At 30.1% G+C, this 15,876-nt stretch carries 18 protein-coding genes; 8 read left to right on the plus strand and 10 right to left on the minus strand.

Annotation, left to right across the window (positions count from 1 at the left end; all coding sequences use genetic code 11):
* Positions 1-282: a DUF4834 family protein gene (locus tag AC3VI6_RS00765; protein ID WP_497704813.1), complete on the minus strand. Its 282-nt coding sequence runs from the start codon at positions 280-282 to the stop codon at positions 1-3.
* Positions 283-422: 140 nt separating this feature from the next.
* Here AC3VI6_RS00765 and AC3VI6_RS00770 point away from each other — a divergent pair, with 140 nt between their 5' ends.
* The 7 genes from AC3VI6_RS00770 (at position 423) to AC3VI6_RS00800 (ending at position 7,958) form a co-directional block, all read left to right on the plus strand.
* A complete protein-coding gene (locus AC3VI6_RS00770) occupies positions 423-1,763 on the plus strand; it encodes a transporter (RefSeq protein ID WP_497704814.1) in 1,341 nt (446 codons plus the stop codon).
* 18 nt (positions 1,764-1,781) lie between these two features.
* A complete protein-coding gene (locus tag AC3VI6_RS00775) occupies positions 1,782-2,900 on the plus strand; it encodes a GTP cyclohydrolase (RefSeq protein WP_497704815.1) in 1,119 nt (372 codons plus the stop codon).
* Positions 2,900-3,610, plus strand: a complete 711-nt coding sequence (locus AC3VI6_RS00780) for a 16S rRNA (uracil(1498)-N(3))-methyltransferase (RefSeq protein WP_497704816.1) — start codon at positions 2,900-2,902, stop codon at positions 3,608-3,610. Before AC3VI6_RS00775 ends, AC3VI6_RS00780 begins: the two co-directional genes overlap by 1 nt.
* 42 nt (positions 3,611-3,652) lie before the next feature.
* Positions 3,653-4,831 carry a helix-turn-helix domain-containing protein gene (locus AC3VI6_RS00785; RefSeq protein ID WP_497704817.1) on the plus strand — a complete coding sequence of 393 codons (1,179 nt, stop codon included), beginning with the start codon at positions 3,653-3,655 and terminating at the stop codon, positions 4,829-4,831.
* Between the two features lie 538 nt (positions 4,832-5,369).
* Complete coding sequence (locus AC3VI6_RS00790; protein WP_497704818.1) at positions 5,370-6,011, plus strand: DUF4159 domain-containing protein; 642 nt, start codon at positions 5,370-5,372, stop codon at positions 6,009-6,011.
* Positions 5,995-6,906 (plus strand): bile acid:sodium symporter family protein, encoded by a 912-nt coding sequence (locus tag AC3VI6_RS00795; protein WP_497704819.1) that lies wholly within the window; start codon positions 5,995-5,997, stop codon positions 6,904-6,906. Before AC3VI6_RS00790 ends, AC3VI6_RS00795 begins: the two co-directional genes overlap by 17 nt.
* A 2-nt stretch (positions 6,907-6,908) precedes the next feature.
* Complete coding sequence (locus tag AC3VI6_RS00800; RefSeq protein ID WP_497704820.1) at positions 6,909-7,958, plus strand: lysophospholipid acyltransferase family protein; 1,050 nt, start codon at positions 6,909-6,911, stop codon at positions 7,956-7,958.
* Here AC3VI6_RS00800 and AC3VI6_RS00805 read toward each other — a convergent pair.
* From AC3VI6_RS00805 to AC3VI6_RS00820, 4 genes are all read right to left on the minus strand, one after another.
* Complete coding sequence (locus tag AC3VI6_RS00805) at positions 7,936-10,863, minus strand: serine hydrolase domain-containing protein (RefSeq protein WP_497704821.1); 2,928 nt, start codon at positions 10,861-10,863, stop codon at positions 7,936-7,938. The genes AC3VI6_RS00800 and AC3VI6_RS00805 overlap by 23 nt on opposite strands.
* Positions 10,864-10,928: 65 nt before the next feature.
* Positions 10,929-11,414 carry an ABC transporter ATPase gene (locus tag AC3VI6_RS00810; protein ID WP_497704822.1) on the minus strand — a complete coding sequence of 162 codons (486 nt, stop codon included), beginning with the start codon at positions 11,412-11,414 and terminating at the stop codon, positions 10,929-10,931.
* A 74-nt stretch (positions 11,415-11,488) separates the two neighbouring features.
* A complete protein-coding gene (locus tag AC3VI6_RS00815; protein ID WP_497704823.1) occupies positions 11,489-12,319 on the minus strand; it encodes an exonuclease domain-containing protein in 831 nt (276 codons plus the stop codon).
* A gap of 70 nt (positions 12,320-12,389) precedes the next feature.
* The gene (locus AC3VI6_RS00820; RefSeq protein WP_497704824.1) at positions 12,390-13,265 is read right to left on the minus strand and encodes a PPK2 family polyphosphate kinase; all 876 of its coding nucleotides are present in this window, start codon (positions 13,263-13,265) and stop codon (positions 12,390-12,392) included.
* A 124-nt stretch (positions 13,266-13,389) separates the two neighbouring features.
* On the opposite strand from AC3VI6_RS00820, the gene AC3VI6_RS00825 reads away from it, so the two are divergent.
* A complete protein-coding gene (locus AC3VI6_RS00825) occupies positions 13,390-13,974 on the plus strand; it encodes a flavodoxin family protein (RefSeq protein ID WP_497704825.1) in 585 nt (194 codons plus the stop codon).
* Here the strand turns inward: AC3VI6_RS00825 and AC3VI6_RS00830 are convergent.
* From AC3VI6_RS00830 to AC3VI6_RS00850, 5 genes are read right to left on the minus strand one after another with little or no spacing between them, the layout of a single operon-like run.
* On the minus strand, positions 13,894-14,649 hold the full coding sequence (locus AC3VI6_RS00830) for a LytR/AlgR family response regulator transcription factor (RefSeq protein WP_497704826.1): 756 nt from the start codon (positions 14,647-14,649) through the stop codon (positions 13,894-13,896). The genes AC3VI6_RS00825 and AC3VI6_RS00830 overlap by 81 nt on opposite strands.
* Before the next feature lie 17 nt (positions 14,650-14,666).
* Positions 14,667-14,975, minus strand: a complete 309-nt coding sequence (locus AC3VI6_RS00835) for a 2TM domain-containing protein (protein ID WP_497704827.1) — start codon at positions 14,973-14,975, stop codon at positions 14,667-14,669.
* Positions 14,959-15,300: a 2TM domain-containing protein gene (locus tag AC3VI6_RS00840; protein WP_274634423.1), complete on the minus strand. Its 342-nt coding sequence runs from the start codon at positions 15,298-15,300 to the stop codon at positions 14,959-14,961. The genes AC3VI6_RS00835 and AC3VI6_RS00840 overlap by 17 nt, the downstream gene beginning before the upstream one ends.
* A 1-nt stretch (position 15,301) precedes the next feature.
* Positions 15,302-15,589, minus strand: coding sequence for a 2TM domain-containing protein (locus AC3VI6_RS00845; RefSeq protein ID WP_274634424.1), 288 nt, complete (start codon positions 15,587-15,589; stop codon positions 15,302-15,304).
* On the minus strand, positions 15,579-15,875 hold the full coding sequence (locus AC3VI6_RS00850; RefSeq protein WP_497704828.1) for a 2TM domain-containing protein: 297 nt from the start codon (positions 15,873-15,875) through the stop codon (positions 15,579-15,581). The genes AC3VI6_RS00845 and AC3VI6_RS00850 overlap by 11 nt, the downstream gene beginning before the upstream one ends.
* Position 15,876: the final 1 nt, after the last annotated feature.

The raw sequence follows: 15,876 nt of genomic DNA on the forward strand, positions 1-15,876 counted from the left end.
TTAGTCTATTTCTTCATAGTCAACGTATTCGCCAACCGAATTATTACTTTGTTTTGTAGTATTTGGCTTTTTATCAATAACAGTTTTTCCTACTTCAACATCAGATGCTCGTTGTTGATTTCTATACTGTTGTTCTGCTTTCTTTTGTACTTTATCTACCGCTTTTTTTATAAGGTAAGGTGCAAATAATCTCGCCAAAAACTTTATAGCGTAATAAACTAAAAGAATAATTAATATGGTCTTTAAAAAATTCACAGGTTCAGCTTCATTTATATATGTCATCTTTTTCTAAAAAATAAAAAAATCAATCAAAAATAACAATTTGAAGCAAAAGGAAGCGTTAAGACTTTACAAAACTTATATTATATAGGTAATTGTATTTTTACGTATGTTTGTAAAACCTGAAAATCTGGACTTATTATATGATTAAGAAACTCCTTTTGTTTTTTGTATTTTTCTCAGTATTAAATGCAAACGCGCAATATACCCCTGTTATAAATTCAAATAGACCAGGTTTTTCTGAGAGCCCTTACAGCGTTGGATCAGGTGTATATCAGTTTGAATCGAGTATTTTTTATAGAAAAATTAATGCTACACCTACTTTTAGCAATCCAGAAGCCTTAGGATTGAACTTATTTTTTAGAACCAGTTTTATTTCTGAAAAATTAGAAGTGAATTTAAATACTTCTTTACAAAGAGACAAAATAGCTTTTAAAAACATCTTTGAATCATCATACAACAAAACAGGTCTAAGTCAATTTACCTTGGGTGCTAAATACCTTATTTATGCTCCGAAGTATGATGATAAAAGTAAAGAAATAAGAAGCTGGAAAGCTCGTCATTCTTTTGACTGGAAACGTTGGATACCTCATATTGGTATTTCAGCGGGAGTAAACATTGGTAGTTTTTTAACTGACTACCACAAAAGAGATGGTTTTAGTCCGAAAGTAGGACTTTTATTACAAAATGAGTTTTCAGACAAGTTAAACGTAATTACCAACCTTCATTACGATTACATTGGAACAGACTTTTCACAGCTTTCTTACATCGTAACAGGAACATATAACTTTAATGATTACTGGTCTGGTTTTGCAGAAATACAAGGTATTTTTGAAGAATATGAAAAGAGAACCAATATAGGTGCTGGTGCAGCCTATTTATTTAGCGAAAACTTACAATTTAACGCCTCACTAAGAGCTAATATGCAACAAGACGAAATTGGTCTTTACACTTCTGTAGGTGTTTCTTATAGACTTAATAGACACCAAGATAAATTTGTTGAAATAGATGAGTTTGGAAATAAAATAGAAGAAGGTAAACAAGTTAAGTACGATGAAGATAGAAGTTTCTTTGGTAGGCTATTTAGTAAAACAGGAAAATTATTTTCAAAGAAACGAGAGCAAAAAGTTGATTTAGATATTTCTAAAACTGATGGCGATGCCTTAAATCAAAAACCAAGAAGAGAACGTCAAGGATCCTTAGTAGATGTTATTGCGAAAGAAGATAAAAAACTAAAGAAGAAAACTGCGAAAGAAGAAAAGAAAGCCGCTAAAAAGGCACAAAAAAAGGCTAAAAAAGAAGCAAAACGAAAAGAAAAAGAACGTTTAAAGCTTGAAAAGCAGATTAAAAAAGAGGAAGAAAAAGAAGCGAAGCAAAAAGAGAAAGAACGCTTGAAACTTGAAAAAGAAATTAAAAAGCTAGAAGAAGAGATCAAAAAAGAAGAACAAAAAGAGAAAGAAGATCAAGAGAAAGATGACAATTAAAAATCTTACATTTGACATATGATTCAAATTAAAGAAATAACAACTAAAAAGGGAATAAAACAATTTGTTAAATTTCCTTTTTCTCTTTATAAAAACAATAAATATTGGGTTCCGCCTATCATTAATGATGAAGTTGAAAGTTTTGACAAGGATAAAAACCCAGTTTTTGAGCATGCAAATGCTCGTTTTTTCTTAGCTTACAAAAACGATAAAATTGTTGGTAGAGTTGTAGCCATTATCAATACTTATGAAACTACTCAGCAAAACATAAAAAAAATGCGTTTTGGCTGGTTTGATGTAATTGATGATATAGAAGTAACTAAAGCTCTATTAGATAAAGTTGCTGAAATAGGTAAAGAAAATGGATTAGAATACATCGAAGGACCTGTTGGTTTTAACAACCTAGACAAAACTGGCGTTCTTGTTGAAGGATTTGATCATATAGGTACTATGATTACTTGGTACAATCATCCTTACTATGCTAAACACCTAGAACAACTAGGATTTACAAAAGAAAAAGAATACATAGAAAGCATCTTTTCTTTTAAAAATGTAGACATTAATAAATACGGAAAAGCGAGTACTATTATTAAAAAGAGGTATAATTTAACTCCTTTAAACTTTACTTCTACCGACAAAATAATGCCTTATGTTGATGAAATGTTTGAATTGTTTAGTAAAACATATTCAAAACTATCAACTTTCGTACCTATATCAAAAGCTCAAATAGAGTACTTTAAAAAGAAATATATCAGTTTTATCAACCCTGAATACATAAAATTTGTTGTTGATGAAAATCACAAACTTGTTGCTTTTGCCATTGTTATGCCTTCTTTTTCTAAAGCTTTACAAAAAGCGAATGGTAAACTATTTCCTTTTGGTCTTTTCCATTTATTAAATGCTAGAAAAAATTCAAAAGATGTTACGTTTTATTTAATTGGTGTAGATCCAGAATACCAAAACAAAGGAGTAACTGCTGTTATTTTTGAGCAGTTTCACTCTGCATTTTTAGCCAAAGGAATAGAAAACTGTATTAGAACTCCTGAATTAGAAGATAACCATGCTATTCATCAAATTTGGAAAGCTTTTGATCCTAAAATTCATAAACGTAGAAGAACCTATAAACTCGATTTATAATGCAATTATTTTACAATCCTGATTTAGGACCTACTTCAAAAGAAATTATTTTTGATAAAGACGAAAGTCGTCACATCATTAGAGTTTTACGCAAAAAGGAAGGAGACGTATTACACATCACCAACGGAAAAGGTTTTTTATTTTCTGCGGAAATTATATTAGGGAATGATAAAAAATGCATTGCCTCAGTCATAAAATCAGAAGAAAAACCACGTACTAGGGATTATTATTTACACGTAGCCATAGCTCCTACAAAAAACAACGACCGTTTTGAATGGTTTTTAGAAAAAGCTACTGAAATTGGCATTGATGAAATCACGCCAATTATCTGTGAAAACTCAGAAAGAAAAGTTGTAAAAACAGAACGATTTTTAAGAATTGTACAAGCTGCTATGAAACAGTCTTTGCAATTCACTTTGCCTAAACTAAACGAGCCTATAAAATTTTCTGAGTTTATCACTCAAAACTTTACTAGCGAAACGTTTATCGCACATTGTGAAGAAAATATTGAGAAAAAACTTTTAAAGAACATAGCCACACCAAACGCTTCTTATACAATCCTTATCGGTCCGGAAGGAGATTTTTCATCAAAAGAAATTCAACAATCTTTATCTAAAAATTTTGAACCTATTTCATTAGGAGAAAATAGATTACGAACAGAAACAGCAGGTTTAAACGTAGTTCAAAGCATTTCATACCTCCATCAATAATTCATTTTTTGTATATTTAACTTTTTGTTAAAAATATAGGCTGTGACAATAGAATATCTATTTAATCTCTTTTTATTAATAAGTGCCTTACATGGCTTTGCCTTTAGTATTGTATTATTCTCTTCTAAAAATGGTAGAGAAAAAAGTATGGTATACTTAAACTTATTAATCTTAGCTATTTCTATAAACAACCTTCAATCTTGGGCTTTAGAAAAAGGCTTACTTCAAAATAAATTTGCTTTAGAGTACATGCAATTTTCTTGGCATTTTTTAGCTATGCCTTTTTTATACATGTTTTTAGTTCATTATTTAGATTTACCTCAAAAATCTTTTAATGTTTTAAAATTCGCTGTTCCTGCATTTATCCTTATGGTAATTGCTCAAATAAGTTTTGTTGTGCACTACAGTGACTCTGCTTCACAAGAAAGATTAGACTATATTTATGAAAGATACTCTTCTCTTGAAGAGTTTTTTAGTATGCTTACCTCTTTGAGCTTTTTCATATATTCAATGTACATTTTGTATAAAAAGGAAAAATTATTCCCTAAAATATTATCTTTTGATAATCTTAAATGGCTCTACTCCTTCTTTATTCTTTCTTCAGTAGGTTATTTGCTTTGGATTCTTGCCCTTGTTGTGAAAATAAGTCTAAACTTTAGTGATTTCTTATTTTCTTATTATCCTTTAAGAGTATTCACTACTGTTTTAATCTACTGGTTAGGTTACCAAGGTTTTAAACAGATTAGAATTTTAAAAGAAAGAGAAAATATTAGAAAATCTCTTTTGATTGATTTAAACGGAAATTTTAGTGTAGACACCATAAAAGTAGACACTGAAAAAAGTCCTTCTCAAAGTCAAGCTGAACGACATAAAGAGCAATTTCAAGAAATTGATGATTTTATTAAATCAAAAAAGAAATATTTATCTACGAAATACACGCTTCAAGATTTAGCGAAAGATACCGAATTAAGTTCTAGTACACTTTCTTTAATTATTAATAACATTGCCAAAAAATCTTTTACTGATTACTTAAATGAAATGAGAATTGATTTGGCAAAAACATTACTACTTGATCCTGAATATTCAGATTACACCATAACCTCTATTGGTTTAGAATCTGGTTTTAACTCTAAATCTACCTTTTATACTGTTTTTAAAAAGCATACCGGAAACACTCCTGTAGAATTTAAAAAACTAGCATTAACTCCTATTAACGGGTAAAATTCTACTTTCTTTTTATAAAAAGAAAGTCCGAAAACACTGAAACTGGATGTTTTCGAACTCCTATTCTCCTTATATAAATTATATTTACGTAGTGAGATTAAGAAATTAGTAATTGAAAATTAGTTGAAGGGGTTTTCAATTTATAATTAAGATTTCTAAAAAATTATTGGGAACTACTCGTTCTCAATACGAAAAAGGGAGAGCTAAACTTTAAAAACACCAGTATTTAATATTGGTGTTTTTTATTTTTACTTACTTAAGCAACTTGAAAAAAGTTGATCTTTTACACTTTAAAACTATGCTTTTTATAAAAAGTAAGTCCTAAAACACCCAATCAGACGTTATTGTACTTCTTCTATTTAATCTTTTATATTTTCGCATCGTAAATTAATTGCTTTTTGAAAAAGTGGGGACTTTTCAAATTAAAAAGTATAATTTATGTTTAAGGGGAAAATAAAAACACTAACGACCTAGTTGTTAGTGTTTTTTTTATTACTGTTTTCTTATATTGCTTCAGCTAAGCAAAGCTTATTTTATGAAAAATATTATAACGTTTTATTTTCTTTTATTCTTCTCTAGTCTTTTCTCTCAACAAATTGCTATTTTAAAATATAATGGGGGTGGTGATTGGTATGCTAATCCAACTGCATTACCTAATTTAATCAACTTTACCAACCTTAATACTAAAACTTCAATCGAAAAAGATATTGAAACCGTTACATTGGCTGATGAACAGATTTTTAATTATCCTATAGTTTTTATTACTGGCCATGGTAATATCTATTTTACAAATGATGAAATTACAACGTTAAGAGACTATTTAATCTCAGGAGGATTCTTACACGTTTCAGATAATTATGGAATGGATTCATACATCAGAAGGGAATTAAAAAAAATATTCCCTGAACTGACACTTCAAGAAATTCCTAAAAATCATCCTATTTACAATCAAACATTCTCTTTTCCAAACGGATTACCTAAAATTCATGAACATGACAGGAAACCACCACAAGGTTTTGGTCTTTTTTATGAAGGAAGACTTATTGTATTTTACGATTATGAAAGTGATTTAAGCGATGGATGGGAAGACCAAGAAGTACATAACGACCCTAAAGAAATAAGAGAAAAAGCTCTTAAAATGGGAGCTAATATAATTGAATATGCTTTTAAACATTAACCCCTCACAAATAGACGACATAAAGATTAATTTTGACACAGAAGCTTTATGGATGCTTAATATAGCACTTGCTATAATTATGTTTGGTATAGCCTTAGATATAAAAATTGAGGATTTTAAAAGACTTATAAATAACCCTAAAATATTATTTGTAGGGTTGTTATCACAGTTTATTTTACTTCCACTCTTAACTTTTATATTAATCTATATTATTAAACCTTATCCTAGCTTTGCTTTAGGAATGATGATGATAGCCGCGTGTCCTGGTGGAAATGTATCTAATTTTTTTAGTAAAATGGCAAAAGGGAATACCGCATTATCTGTTAGCTTAACTGCTTTTGCAACTTTAATATGCTTGGTAATGACTCCTCTAAACTTACAACTATGGGGGAGTTTATATGAACCAACCAATATTATTTTAAAAAGTGTTTCTTTAAACCCTTTTGAGCTTTTTAAACTTGTCTTATTAATTTTAGGTATTCCAATAATTCTAGGAATGCTTGTGAAACACTACCATCATGAAATGGCGAAAAAAATTAATAAGCTATTACGACCTTTTTCTATTTTCTTCTTTATTATACTAATCATTATTGCTTTATATGACAATGCTAATATTTTTAAAAACTACATTCATTTAGTGTTGTTTTTAGTCATATTTCATAATATTTATGCTTTTGTAATAGGTTATGTTACTGCAAAATCTTTTAAGCTGAATAATAAAGATTGTAAAACAATTTCAATGGAAACGGGTATTCAAAACGGAGGCTTAGGGCTACTACTTATTTTTAGTTTTTTTGATGGTCTAGGCGGTATGGCTTTATTAGCCGCTTTTTGGGGTGTTTGGGATATTTTTTCAGGAATGATGTTAGCTACTTATTGGGGAAGAAAAAAATAAAAATGAAAACTTTAGTATATTACTTTTTTAAAGCATATGTTAAATCTGGCTTATTCTTTTACACAAAAAAAATAACAGTATTAGGAACTGAAAACATCCCTAAAAAAGGTGCTATTCTGTTTACCGCTAATCACCCTAACGGATTGATTGATCCACTTTTTATAGCCACACATATGAAAAGAAAAACACATTTTTTAGTACGTGCAGCTGTTTTTAATAATCCTCTTATCGCTAAGTTTTTTAATTTACTTGGAATGATGCCTGTTTATCGCATTAGAGACGGAATCCAACAACTATCTAAAAACGAAGAAATCTTTAACAAATGTCAAAACCTTTTAAAAGACAATAAAGCGCTACTTATATTTCCTGAAGGAACTCACAATAAAGCAAGAACTGTTAGACCTTTGAGTAAAGGATTTACAAGAATTCTTTTTAGAACTTTAGATGAGCATCCTGATACAGATATTCATATTATTCCTATAGGAATCACTTATCAAAACGTTTCTAGTTATCCTTCTAAAGTAGCTATACACTTTGGTTCACCTATTTTAGCCAATAGTTTTTATAATCAGCAAGACATTAACCAATCAGTTAAAACAATTAAAGAACTCGTTTCTGAACAATTAAAAGAATTAAGTGTACACATTCCTTTTGATAAAAACTACGAAGAAACCTTAACTTCTCTTAACAAAAACCAAACGGATTTTACGGATGTAAATACTGTAAATACTACTATAAAAAACAGACTTACTACAACTAAAAAAAAGCACAGTAAAAACTACACTTTTCCTTTATTTTATCTAATTATTTTAAATAGTATCATTCCTTTTACTATCTGGAAATTTTTAAGTAAAAAAATAGATGAAATTGAATTTATTGATACTTTTCGTTTTGGTGTAAATGCTATTCTTTTTCCTTTCTTTTATTGTATCCAAAGCTCGATAATAGGCTCTTTTTGGGGATGGAAATTTGCCTTAGCATACTTTTTCTCTTCGCTGTTTATCGTACTACTGTACACTAAACTAACACCTACTCCCCCGCCATCTGAATAGCGTCTTGAATATCTTGTTGAATTTTAGTTCGAATATTACTCTTAACCAAACCATAATTCCTCATTGTAGGGTACACTCTGTTAGATAAGAAAACATACACCACACCCGTTGCAGGATCTGCCCAAGTATACGTTCCTGTAAAACCACTATGCCCAAAACTAACATCTGAAACACAGCCACAGGTTGCTTTAACATTAGGATTTAACTGTGGTTTGTCAAAACCCAATCCTCTACGTACCTTTTTATTTTCGTAATAACGCTTATTAAATTTATGCACAGTCTCTGGCTCTAAGTATTTTTTTCCTCCATAAGAACCGTCTTGTAAAAACATTTGCATCACTTTTGCTACATCATTTGCATTAGCGAACAGTCCTGCATGTCCTCCTACTCCTCCTATCATGGCCGCTCCCATATCATGAACATAACCATGCACTAATTGATGTCTGAAATAGTTGTCTCTTTCTGTTGGAACAATCTCTTCTTTATCAAATTTATTTAATGGTAAATACGTCATTCTGTTTGCTCCTAACGATTGATAAAACTGTTCGTCTACCAATTTATCCAAAGGTTTTTTATACTTTCTTTCTAAAATTTCTTTGAAAATATAATACCCTAAATCACTGTATTTATATCCTGGCCTTTTTCGCTGTTCAGAATCTACTATTTGTTTATAGATAGAATCGGTATACTCCTTAGCTATATATAAGTTTTTAGCTACTTCTATACTGAATTTTGAAGTACGCTTCTTTCTGTAATACTTAGTTGAATTTTCTCCTGTTACACTATCTTTTGTTTGTAAATAAAACGGAATCCAAGAACGTAAGCGTCCGTAATGAGACAATACTTCTTTTAACAATAGCGTATCTTTATTCGACTTACTATAACTTGGTAAAACATCTCCTAAATTTGAAAACAAACTGATTTTTCTTTCTTCTTCAGCTTTCATTATCATTGGTAATGAAGCTAAAATCTTAGTAAGTGAAGCTAAATCATACAAGTCAGAATTTTTAACGGCTCTTTCTTTTGATAAGGTATGATATCCAAAGCTTTTATTGTAAATCACTTTACCGTTTTTAGCCACTAAAATCTGACCTCCTGGAGACATTTTTTCCTGTAAAATAGTATCTATTCTTTTATCTATAATTGATAATTTTTCTGAAGAAACTCCAGCTTCTTCAGGAATGGTATACTGTAACACATCTAAATCGTCTAATAAAAGTCCATGACCAACCTTAAACTCATTTTTTATAGATACTGGTAATTTTCCTTTCAATTCAAAAGCTCCGAAAAGCGCTTGCGCAGAAATCTCTTGAGATAATTTGCTGTTTTGATACGACAATACAAGACCTTCAATATTGGTAAAAGAAGGTACTTGAAGTAAACTATATGGACTTGCAAAAACATCTAAAACTACCTTATGATTTCTTGCAATTTCTTGTAACCAAGCTAAATCTTTAGTAGAAAACTTATAGCTTTTCCATGGATTTTTATCTGATTTATGAAAGCCTACAATTACCAAATTATACTTCTGTAATTTTTGTAATAAAACATTCAAGTTTGCATCTGAAACTTTATCAACCTTAGTATAATTCGTTAGCATTTCATAAAAATCAGAACCATTATCATTTCCTAATGATACATAAGCTATCTTTTTATCTTGAAGATTTTGAATAGGTAAAACACTCTCTTGATTTTTTAAAACCGTTATTGAGTTTTTTATCAATTTTCGATGCAATACCTCATCGTATGGAGAGTTTAAATCTTTTGAAATATTCTCAGTAGCAATCGGTTGATAATTATTTAATCCAACTAAATATTTTGCTTTTAAAATCTTTTTTACGGAGTGATTTAAACGTTCTTCAGTCAATTTACCTTCCGTTAACGCTTTTTTAATCAAACTTATTGATCCTGGAACGTCTTGTGGAATTAACAACATATCATTTCCTGCTAAAATTGCTGCTAAATCAATTTCTGCTGGTGTAGAATAATTCGCTGCCCCTTTCATGTTTAATCCATCAGTAATTATCAATCCTTGAAAACCTAATTTATCTTGCAATAAACCAGTTACCACATTCTTTGATAATGATGACGGCAATTTTGGATTTGTTTCAATGGCAGGAATACTTAAATGTGCTGTCATAACACTAGCAACTCCATTAGCAAATACTTCCTTAAAAGGATACAGCTCTATTGAGTCTAATCGTTTTTCGCTGAAATTAATTGTTGGTAATGTATGATGAGAATCTGCTTCGGTGTCACCATGTCCAGGAAAATGTTTTGCATTCGCCAAAACCCCAACTCCTTGCATTCCTTTGGTAAATGCGATGGATTTTTGCGCTACATTTTCTTTGTTTTCACCAAAAGAACGGTTTCCAATAATAGGATTATCTGGATTCGTGTTTACATCAACCACAGGTGCAAAATTCATATGAATTCCCACTCGCTTACAATGCTCTCCAATTCTTTTTCCTACCTCTTGTAACAATAATGTATCTTGTATTGCTCCTAAAGTCATATTCCAAGGAAAACGGTAGGTATTTTTCAAGCGCATATCTAAACCCCATTCACCATCAAAACCAACCATTAATGGCACTTTTGCTAATTCTTGGTATTTATTATTCAAAACTACCTGCTTATCTGGCGTACCTTGCATAAAAATAATATTTCCTACATGGTATTTTGTAACCATATTCGAAATAAAATCTTCGTGCTTTTTATCTTTATTTGAATAGGCTTGTATCATAAACAACTGCCCAATTTTTTCATCTATAGACATGTTTTTCATGATACTATCTACCCAAACACCTTGCGCGTTTGAATCTTTTGCCAACAGCGGATCTACTTGCTGTGCTTGAATTATTTGTGCAAAAATGAATGCTAATAATGTAAGCGCCTTTCTCTTCATATACCTTCCTTCTTTTAAAATTTCGGGGGTTAAAAAAATAATTCTTTCTTAAATAACTTCAATAGTTATACCAAAAATCGTGCGTGCCAACTTTGGTTTGCTGGCACTTCCCATTTGGCTTCAAAATCTTCTTTGGTATTTACCATGTTATTAAACACTACAGTTTCTGCTGTAATTTTTTGTGCTTTGGCAAAGTTTTGAAACTCTGGAAGTTTAACAATATTGATATTGCCTCCATCTTTAAAAGAAACATTCATTTTGTCCATTAAATCTAACTTCAACTCGTTTTCTAGCTCTTGTATAAAACGCACTGAAGCATCTATTGAACAACCTGATACATTGTTGAAGTTTTCATCAACAGCTAATACCAAAAATTGATTGTATTTTATGGTGAATGATCCTTTTAAATCATCTCCATGACGTGTCCAATTTTCAATAAAAACCAACGCTTTTGCTGTAATGTACTCTATTTCTTCGGCTGTAAACTCTCTATCTGACTGATATACCCAAACTCTTGAATTTTTAGGCAATTCTTTATATTCTGTATACATTTTTTATTTATTAATTTTACTGTATCTAAATTAAAAAAACAACTTAGATAATTACTAAAAATAAATGTTAAAGGTTACCTTAAATTAAACTTTTGTTGTAACGCCTGTAATTTTTCCTCATCCGTCATAGTTTCTTTCTTTGGTACAGACATTCGTTCTTTAATTTCTCGTAATACCTTTTTAGTGTATAATGGAAAATCAGCATTTTGAATCCATGCGTTATATCCTGGATTTTCTTTTAACACTTCTTCTACTGTTCTTCCTTTATACTTCCCAAAAGAAAAAATTTCTTGGTCATCATCGTTAAACAATACAAACCCTGCAAAATCTGCTCTTTTCCCATGAGTAGAAAACTCACTTAATGCTTCAACAGTGTTTTCTAAATCGTCATATCTATCAACTTGAGCTAATAAAATTTCATACGTAGCATTTGTGTCAGCTTCAGCAGAGTGTGCTCCTTCTAAATCTTTTCCGCAGTAAAACTGATACCCAGCGCTTAACGTACGTTGTTCTTTTTTATGGAAAATTGTTTGCACATCAACTGCCTTACGATTGTTCATGTCAAAATCAATACCTGCGCGTAATAATTCTTCTGCTAATAGAGGAATATCAAATCGGTTGGAATTGAATCCTGCTAAATCTGCATCAGATATCATTTCGTTAATCTTATCTGCTAGCTCTTTAAAGGTTGGTTCAGTCACCACTTTTTCATTTGTAATTCCATGTACTGCTGTTGCCTCTGCTGGAATTTCTATTTCAGGGTTTACTAACCAAGTTTTACTTTCTTTATTTCCGTTTGGAAATACTTTTAATATTGATATTTCTACAACTCTATCTTTAGCTATGTTGATTCCTGTAGTTTCTAAATCGAAAAATACAATGGGTTTGGTTAAGTTTAAATTCATTTTTAAATTAAGGGTTAAAAGGCAATGACTTTATTTACTTTAAATACTCTTTTATTGCCTTTTCTATATATTATTCGTTGTTTAATTGCTTTTTAAATTCGTCTATTTGATCTAAGACTTTTTTTGGTAACGTTGGTTCTTTAAAACCATATTTCTCTAACTCTTTTTCTAAAGTTTTTGCTACAATATAACGTGCTGTTGGTTTATCATCGGCAGGAACTACATACCAAGGGGCATAATCTGTTGATGTTCTTTGTAACATATCTTCATAACACTCTTGATATTTATCCCACAACTTTCGTTCCTCAAGATCACCTGCGGAAAATTTCCAGTTTTTTTCTGGAATGTTTAATCTACGTAATAGTCTGTTTTTTTGTTCTTCTTTAGATACATTTAGAAAGAACTTTAAAATAATGGTTCCGTTTTCTGCAATGTGTTTTTCAAATTGATTAATACGCTCCATTCTACCATGATAAAACGCATCATCTAAATCTTCTAAACTTTTTACGGTCGGAATATTTTCTGCAAATACATATTCAGGATGCACTCTGGTTACTAGCACATTTTCATAATGTGTACGATTAAAAACTCCTATTTTTCCTTTAGGTGGTAAGGCTATATAATGACGCCACAAAAAGTCATGTTTTAATTCTAATTCTGTTGGAACTTTAAAACTATGAACCACTACCCCACGCGCATTAACATCTTTAAAAACTTCACGTATTAAACTATCCTTTCCAGCAGTATCCATACCTTGTAAACAAAGCAAAACGCTATACTTACCTTCTGCATACATGGTATCTTGTAGTTCACTGATGTTTTTTCGTGCTTTTTTTAATTTCTTTTTAGCGTCTTCGTCTATCTCTTTTGTAGCATAGTCTTTTAAATCAGTTCCCTTTTTAAACTTGTATGCGCTTACATCCATCTTTTCTCTTAATTTTAGCATAAAAGTACAAAAATATAGACTTCTAGCATTGATTTTCTCTTGGTTATTATCAATTTTTACAATTAAGAACGTCGCTTTCGTCTTAATTATTTTTAGAGTTTTAACATCAAAATAAATCTACAAAATGAAAAAAACTGTAATAATACAAGCAAGCTCTAAAAGTAACGGAAATACAAACAGAGTTATTAACTACCTCAACAGCAACAACTCTTTTGATGTTATCGACTTAAAAACAAAAAATATTGGTGTTTTTGAGTATGACTTTAGCAATGCCAATGACGATTTTATTCCTGTTATGGAAGAAGTTATTAATAACTATGATACGATTGTTTTTGCAACCCCTGTTTACTGGTATACAATGAGTGCAACTTTAAAAATATTTTTTGATCGTTTGTCTGACCTGTTAAAATACAAAAAAGACTTAGGAAGGTTATTACGAGGTAAAAACATGGCGATGATTAGTAACTCAGGTCAAAACGACCTAAAAAAAGGATTTGAAATGCCTTTTATTGAAAGTGCTAATTATTTAGGAATGAATTACTTGGGAGTACTCACTCTTGGTTTACTGAAGACGGAGAAAACATTCATCCTGAAGCTGCCGATAAAATTGATTCTTTTAGAACTATACTTACTCAATAAAATGTTTAAAATCTTTTACTCGCTCTCTGCTTACAATTATTTCAGAATTATTATAGGACTCCAACTTTAATTGTAAGCGAGAGTTTGTATAAGATACAATATCTTTAATCGCATTTATTTGTACTACAAAAGTTCTATTTACTCTAAAAAACTGTTCAGGGTCTAACTGCTCTTGCCAGTATTCTAGTGAATTGTCAATTAAATAATTTCTATTAGAATTGGTATGAATATAAGTTGCTTTGTTTTCTGAATAAAAGCATTCTATATCTTCAATATTTATAATTTTTAAATGTTGCCCAACTTTTATTGTAAATCGCTTTTTGTACTTTCTGTCTACTGGGTTTATTAACAACTTACGAATGTCATTTATATTAACGTGTATGTTACTTTGTAAAGGCTGATATTCTTTAAACTTATCTACCGCCACTCTTAACTCGTCTTCATCTATTGGTTTTAGAAGATAATCAATAGAGTTTAACTTAAATGCTTTTAGTGCATACTCATCATAAGCCGTTGTAAAAATAATGGCTGATTTTATAGTGACTTCTTCAAAAATCTCAAATGATAATCCGTCGGAAAGTTGAATATCTAAGAAAATTAAATCTGGGTGTTCATTATTCTGAAACCAATTTATAGACTCTTCTACCGAGTGTAACATTTGCTGAACCTCTATATTCAGTTCTGCTAACATTCTATTTAATCTTCTTGCTGCTGGCTTTTCGTCTTCAATAATTATAACATTCATAGTTCTATTCTCAGTAATTATTGCTCCATATATTCTTTAATTTTTCGCTCTTCCCAGTTTTTTGAAAACAACTTGTCTTTTCCTAAAACACTAAATCCGTGTATAAATACTACGACTCCCCACCAAAAAAATAAATTATAGTTGTTTATGTCTAAGATAGCTTCTATAACTGATTCATCTCTATAAACAATATCTTTATATATTCTTCTTCCTATAAAAACTAAGTTTATTAGTATGTAAACCACTAAATGTTTATAAAACTTTTTGATTTCATTTACTCTTTTTTGAGCTCTTGTATATTGTTGTTCTCTATTTAAAGTTTCCATTTTCTTTCTTTTTTAGTTCATCTAGATACTCTTGTATTTTGCGTTGTTCCCAATCTTTATTAAAAAATATATTAGTTCCAAATACTCCTAACCAATGAAAAAAGACTCCAATCCCCCAAAAAAGCCAAGTAGCATACACCCCAAAGTTACCTATTGCTTTAATAAAAGTTAACTTGTCTTCATTCATAAAGCCCATAATAATTACAACTGAAATAAAAATATTCACAATTATATACGCTGCTAAATGCCAATAGAAACCTTTAATTTTTTCTACTCTTTTTTTAGCCAATAAATATTTATGTTCTTCTTTATAATCATTTTCCATACTAATTCTTTTTATTTAGGTATTCATTTATCTTTTTCTCCTCCCAATCTTTTCCAAGCCCTAAAATGTTAACACCAAAAACTAGCATCCAATGAATAAAAGTAACTAGTACTATTCCTATAACAGGAAACCAAAACCAGTGATAATAAGGTGAGAATTTTAAATTCACTAAAACAATAATAATCACTGAAATGACATTTACTAAAGTATGAGCATAGAACCCTTTTACTTGTTTTACTTTCTTTTTAGCCTCTAAATACTTTTTTTCTTCTCTATAATTACCTTCCATTGTTATTGTTTTCTAAAAATTCTTTAATCTTACGTTCTTCCCAATCTTTTCCTAAGCCTATTTTTTCTATTCCAAAAATGCCCAACCAATGAAAAAACAGCCCTAAAAACATTCCTATAGTTGGAAAATAAAACCAATGGTAACTAGGTACAAACTTTAAGTTTATAAAAATCAATACTGGTATAATTAACACAGTTACTATAAAATGAATGTATAACCCTTTTATTTTTTCTACCTTTTTCTTTGCTTTCGCATATTTATATTCTAATGTATAATCTCTTTCCATC

The organism is Tenacibaculum sp. TB-56, assembly GCF_059716275.2.

Excerpts from the sequence above, each read along its gene's own strand:
- AC3VI6_RS00765 (WP_497704813.1), bottom strand. The coding sequence starts at position 282 with ATGACATATATAAATGAAGCTGAACCTGTGAATTTTTTAAAGACCATA.
- AC3VI6_RS00770 (WP_497704814.1), top strand. The coding sequence starts at position 423 with ATGATTAAGAAACTCCTTTTGTTTTTTGTATTTTTCTCAGTATTAAAT.
- AC3VI6_RS00775 (WP_497704815.1), top strand. The coding sequence starts at position 1,782 with ATGATTCAAATTAAAGAAATAACAACTAAAAAGGGAATAAAACAATTT.
- AC3VI6_RS00780 (WP_497704816.1), top strand. The coding sequence starts at position 2,900 with ATGCAATTATTTTACAATCCTGATTTAGGACCTACTTCAAAAGAAATT.
- AC3VI6_RS00790 (WP_497704818.1), top strand. The coding sequence starts at position 5,370 with ATGAAAAATATTATAACGTTTTATTTTCTTTTATTCTTCTCTAGTCTT.
- AC3VI6_RS00795 (WP_497704819.1), top strand. The coding sequence starts at position 5,995 with ATGCTTTTAAACATTAACCCCTCACAAATAGACGACATAAAGATTAAT.
- AC3VI6_RS00800 (WP_497704820.1), top strand. The coding sequence starts at position 6,909 with ATGAAAACTTTAGTATATTACTTTTTTAAAGCATATGTTAAATCTGGC.
- AC3VI6_RS00805 (WP_497704821.1), bottom strand. The coding sequence starts at position 10,863 with ATGAAGAGAAAGGCGCTTACATTATTAGCATTCATTTTTGCACAAATA.
- AC3VI6_RS00810 (WP_497704822.1), bottom strand. The coding sequence starts at position 11,414 with ATGTATACAGAATATAAAGAATTGCCTAAAAATTCAAGAGTTTGGGTA.
- AC3VI6_RS00815 (WP_497704823.1), bottom strand. The coding sequence starts at position 12,319 with ATGAATTTAAACTTAACCAAACCCATTGTATTTTTCGATTTAGAAACT.
- AC3VI6_RS00820 (WP_497704824.1), bottom strand. The coding sequence starts at position 13,265 with ATGCTAAAATTAAGAGAAAAGATGGATGTAAGCGCATACAAGTTTAAA.
- AC3VI6_RS00825 (WP_497704825.1), top strand. The coding sequence starts at position 13,390 with ATGAAAAAAACTGTAATAATACAAGCAAGCTCTAAAAGTAACGGAAAT.
- AC3VI6_RS00830 (WP_497704826.1), bottom strand. The coding sequence starts at position 14,649 with ATGAATGTTATAATTATTGAAGACGAAAAGCCAGCAGCAAGAAGATTA.
- AC3VI6_RS00835 (WP_497704827.1), bottom strand. The coding sequence starts at position 14,975 with ATGGAAACTTTAAATAGAGAACAACAATATACAAGAGCTCAAAAAAGA.
- AC3VI6_RS00840 (WP_274634423.1), bottom strand. The coding sequence starts at position 15,300 with ATGGAAAATGATTATAAAGAAGAACATAAATATTTATTGGCTAAAAAA.
- AC3VI6_RS00845 (WP_274634424.1), bottom strand. The coding sequence starts at position 15,589 with ATGGAAGGTAATTATAGAGAAGAAAAAAAGTATTTAGAGGCTAAAAAG.
- AC3VI6_RS00850 (WP_497704828.1), bottom strand. The coding sequence starts at position 15,875 with ATGGAAAGAGATTATACATTAGAATATAAATATGCGAAAGCAAAGAAA.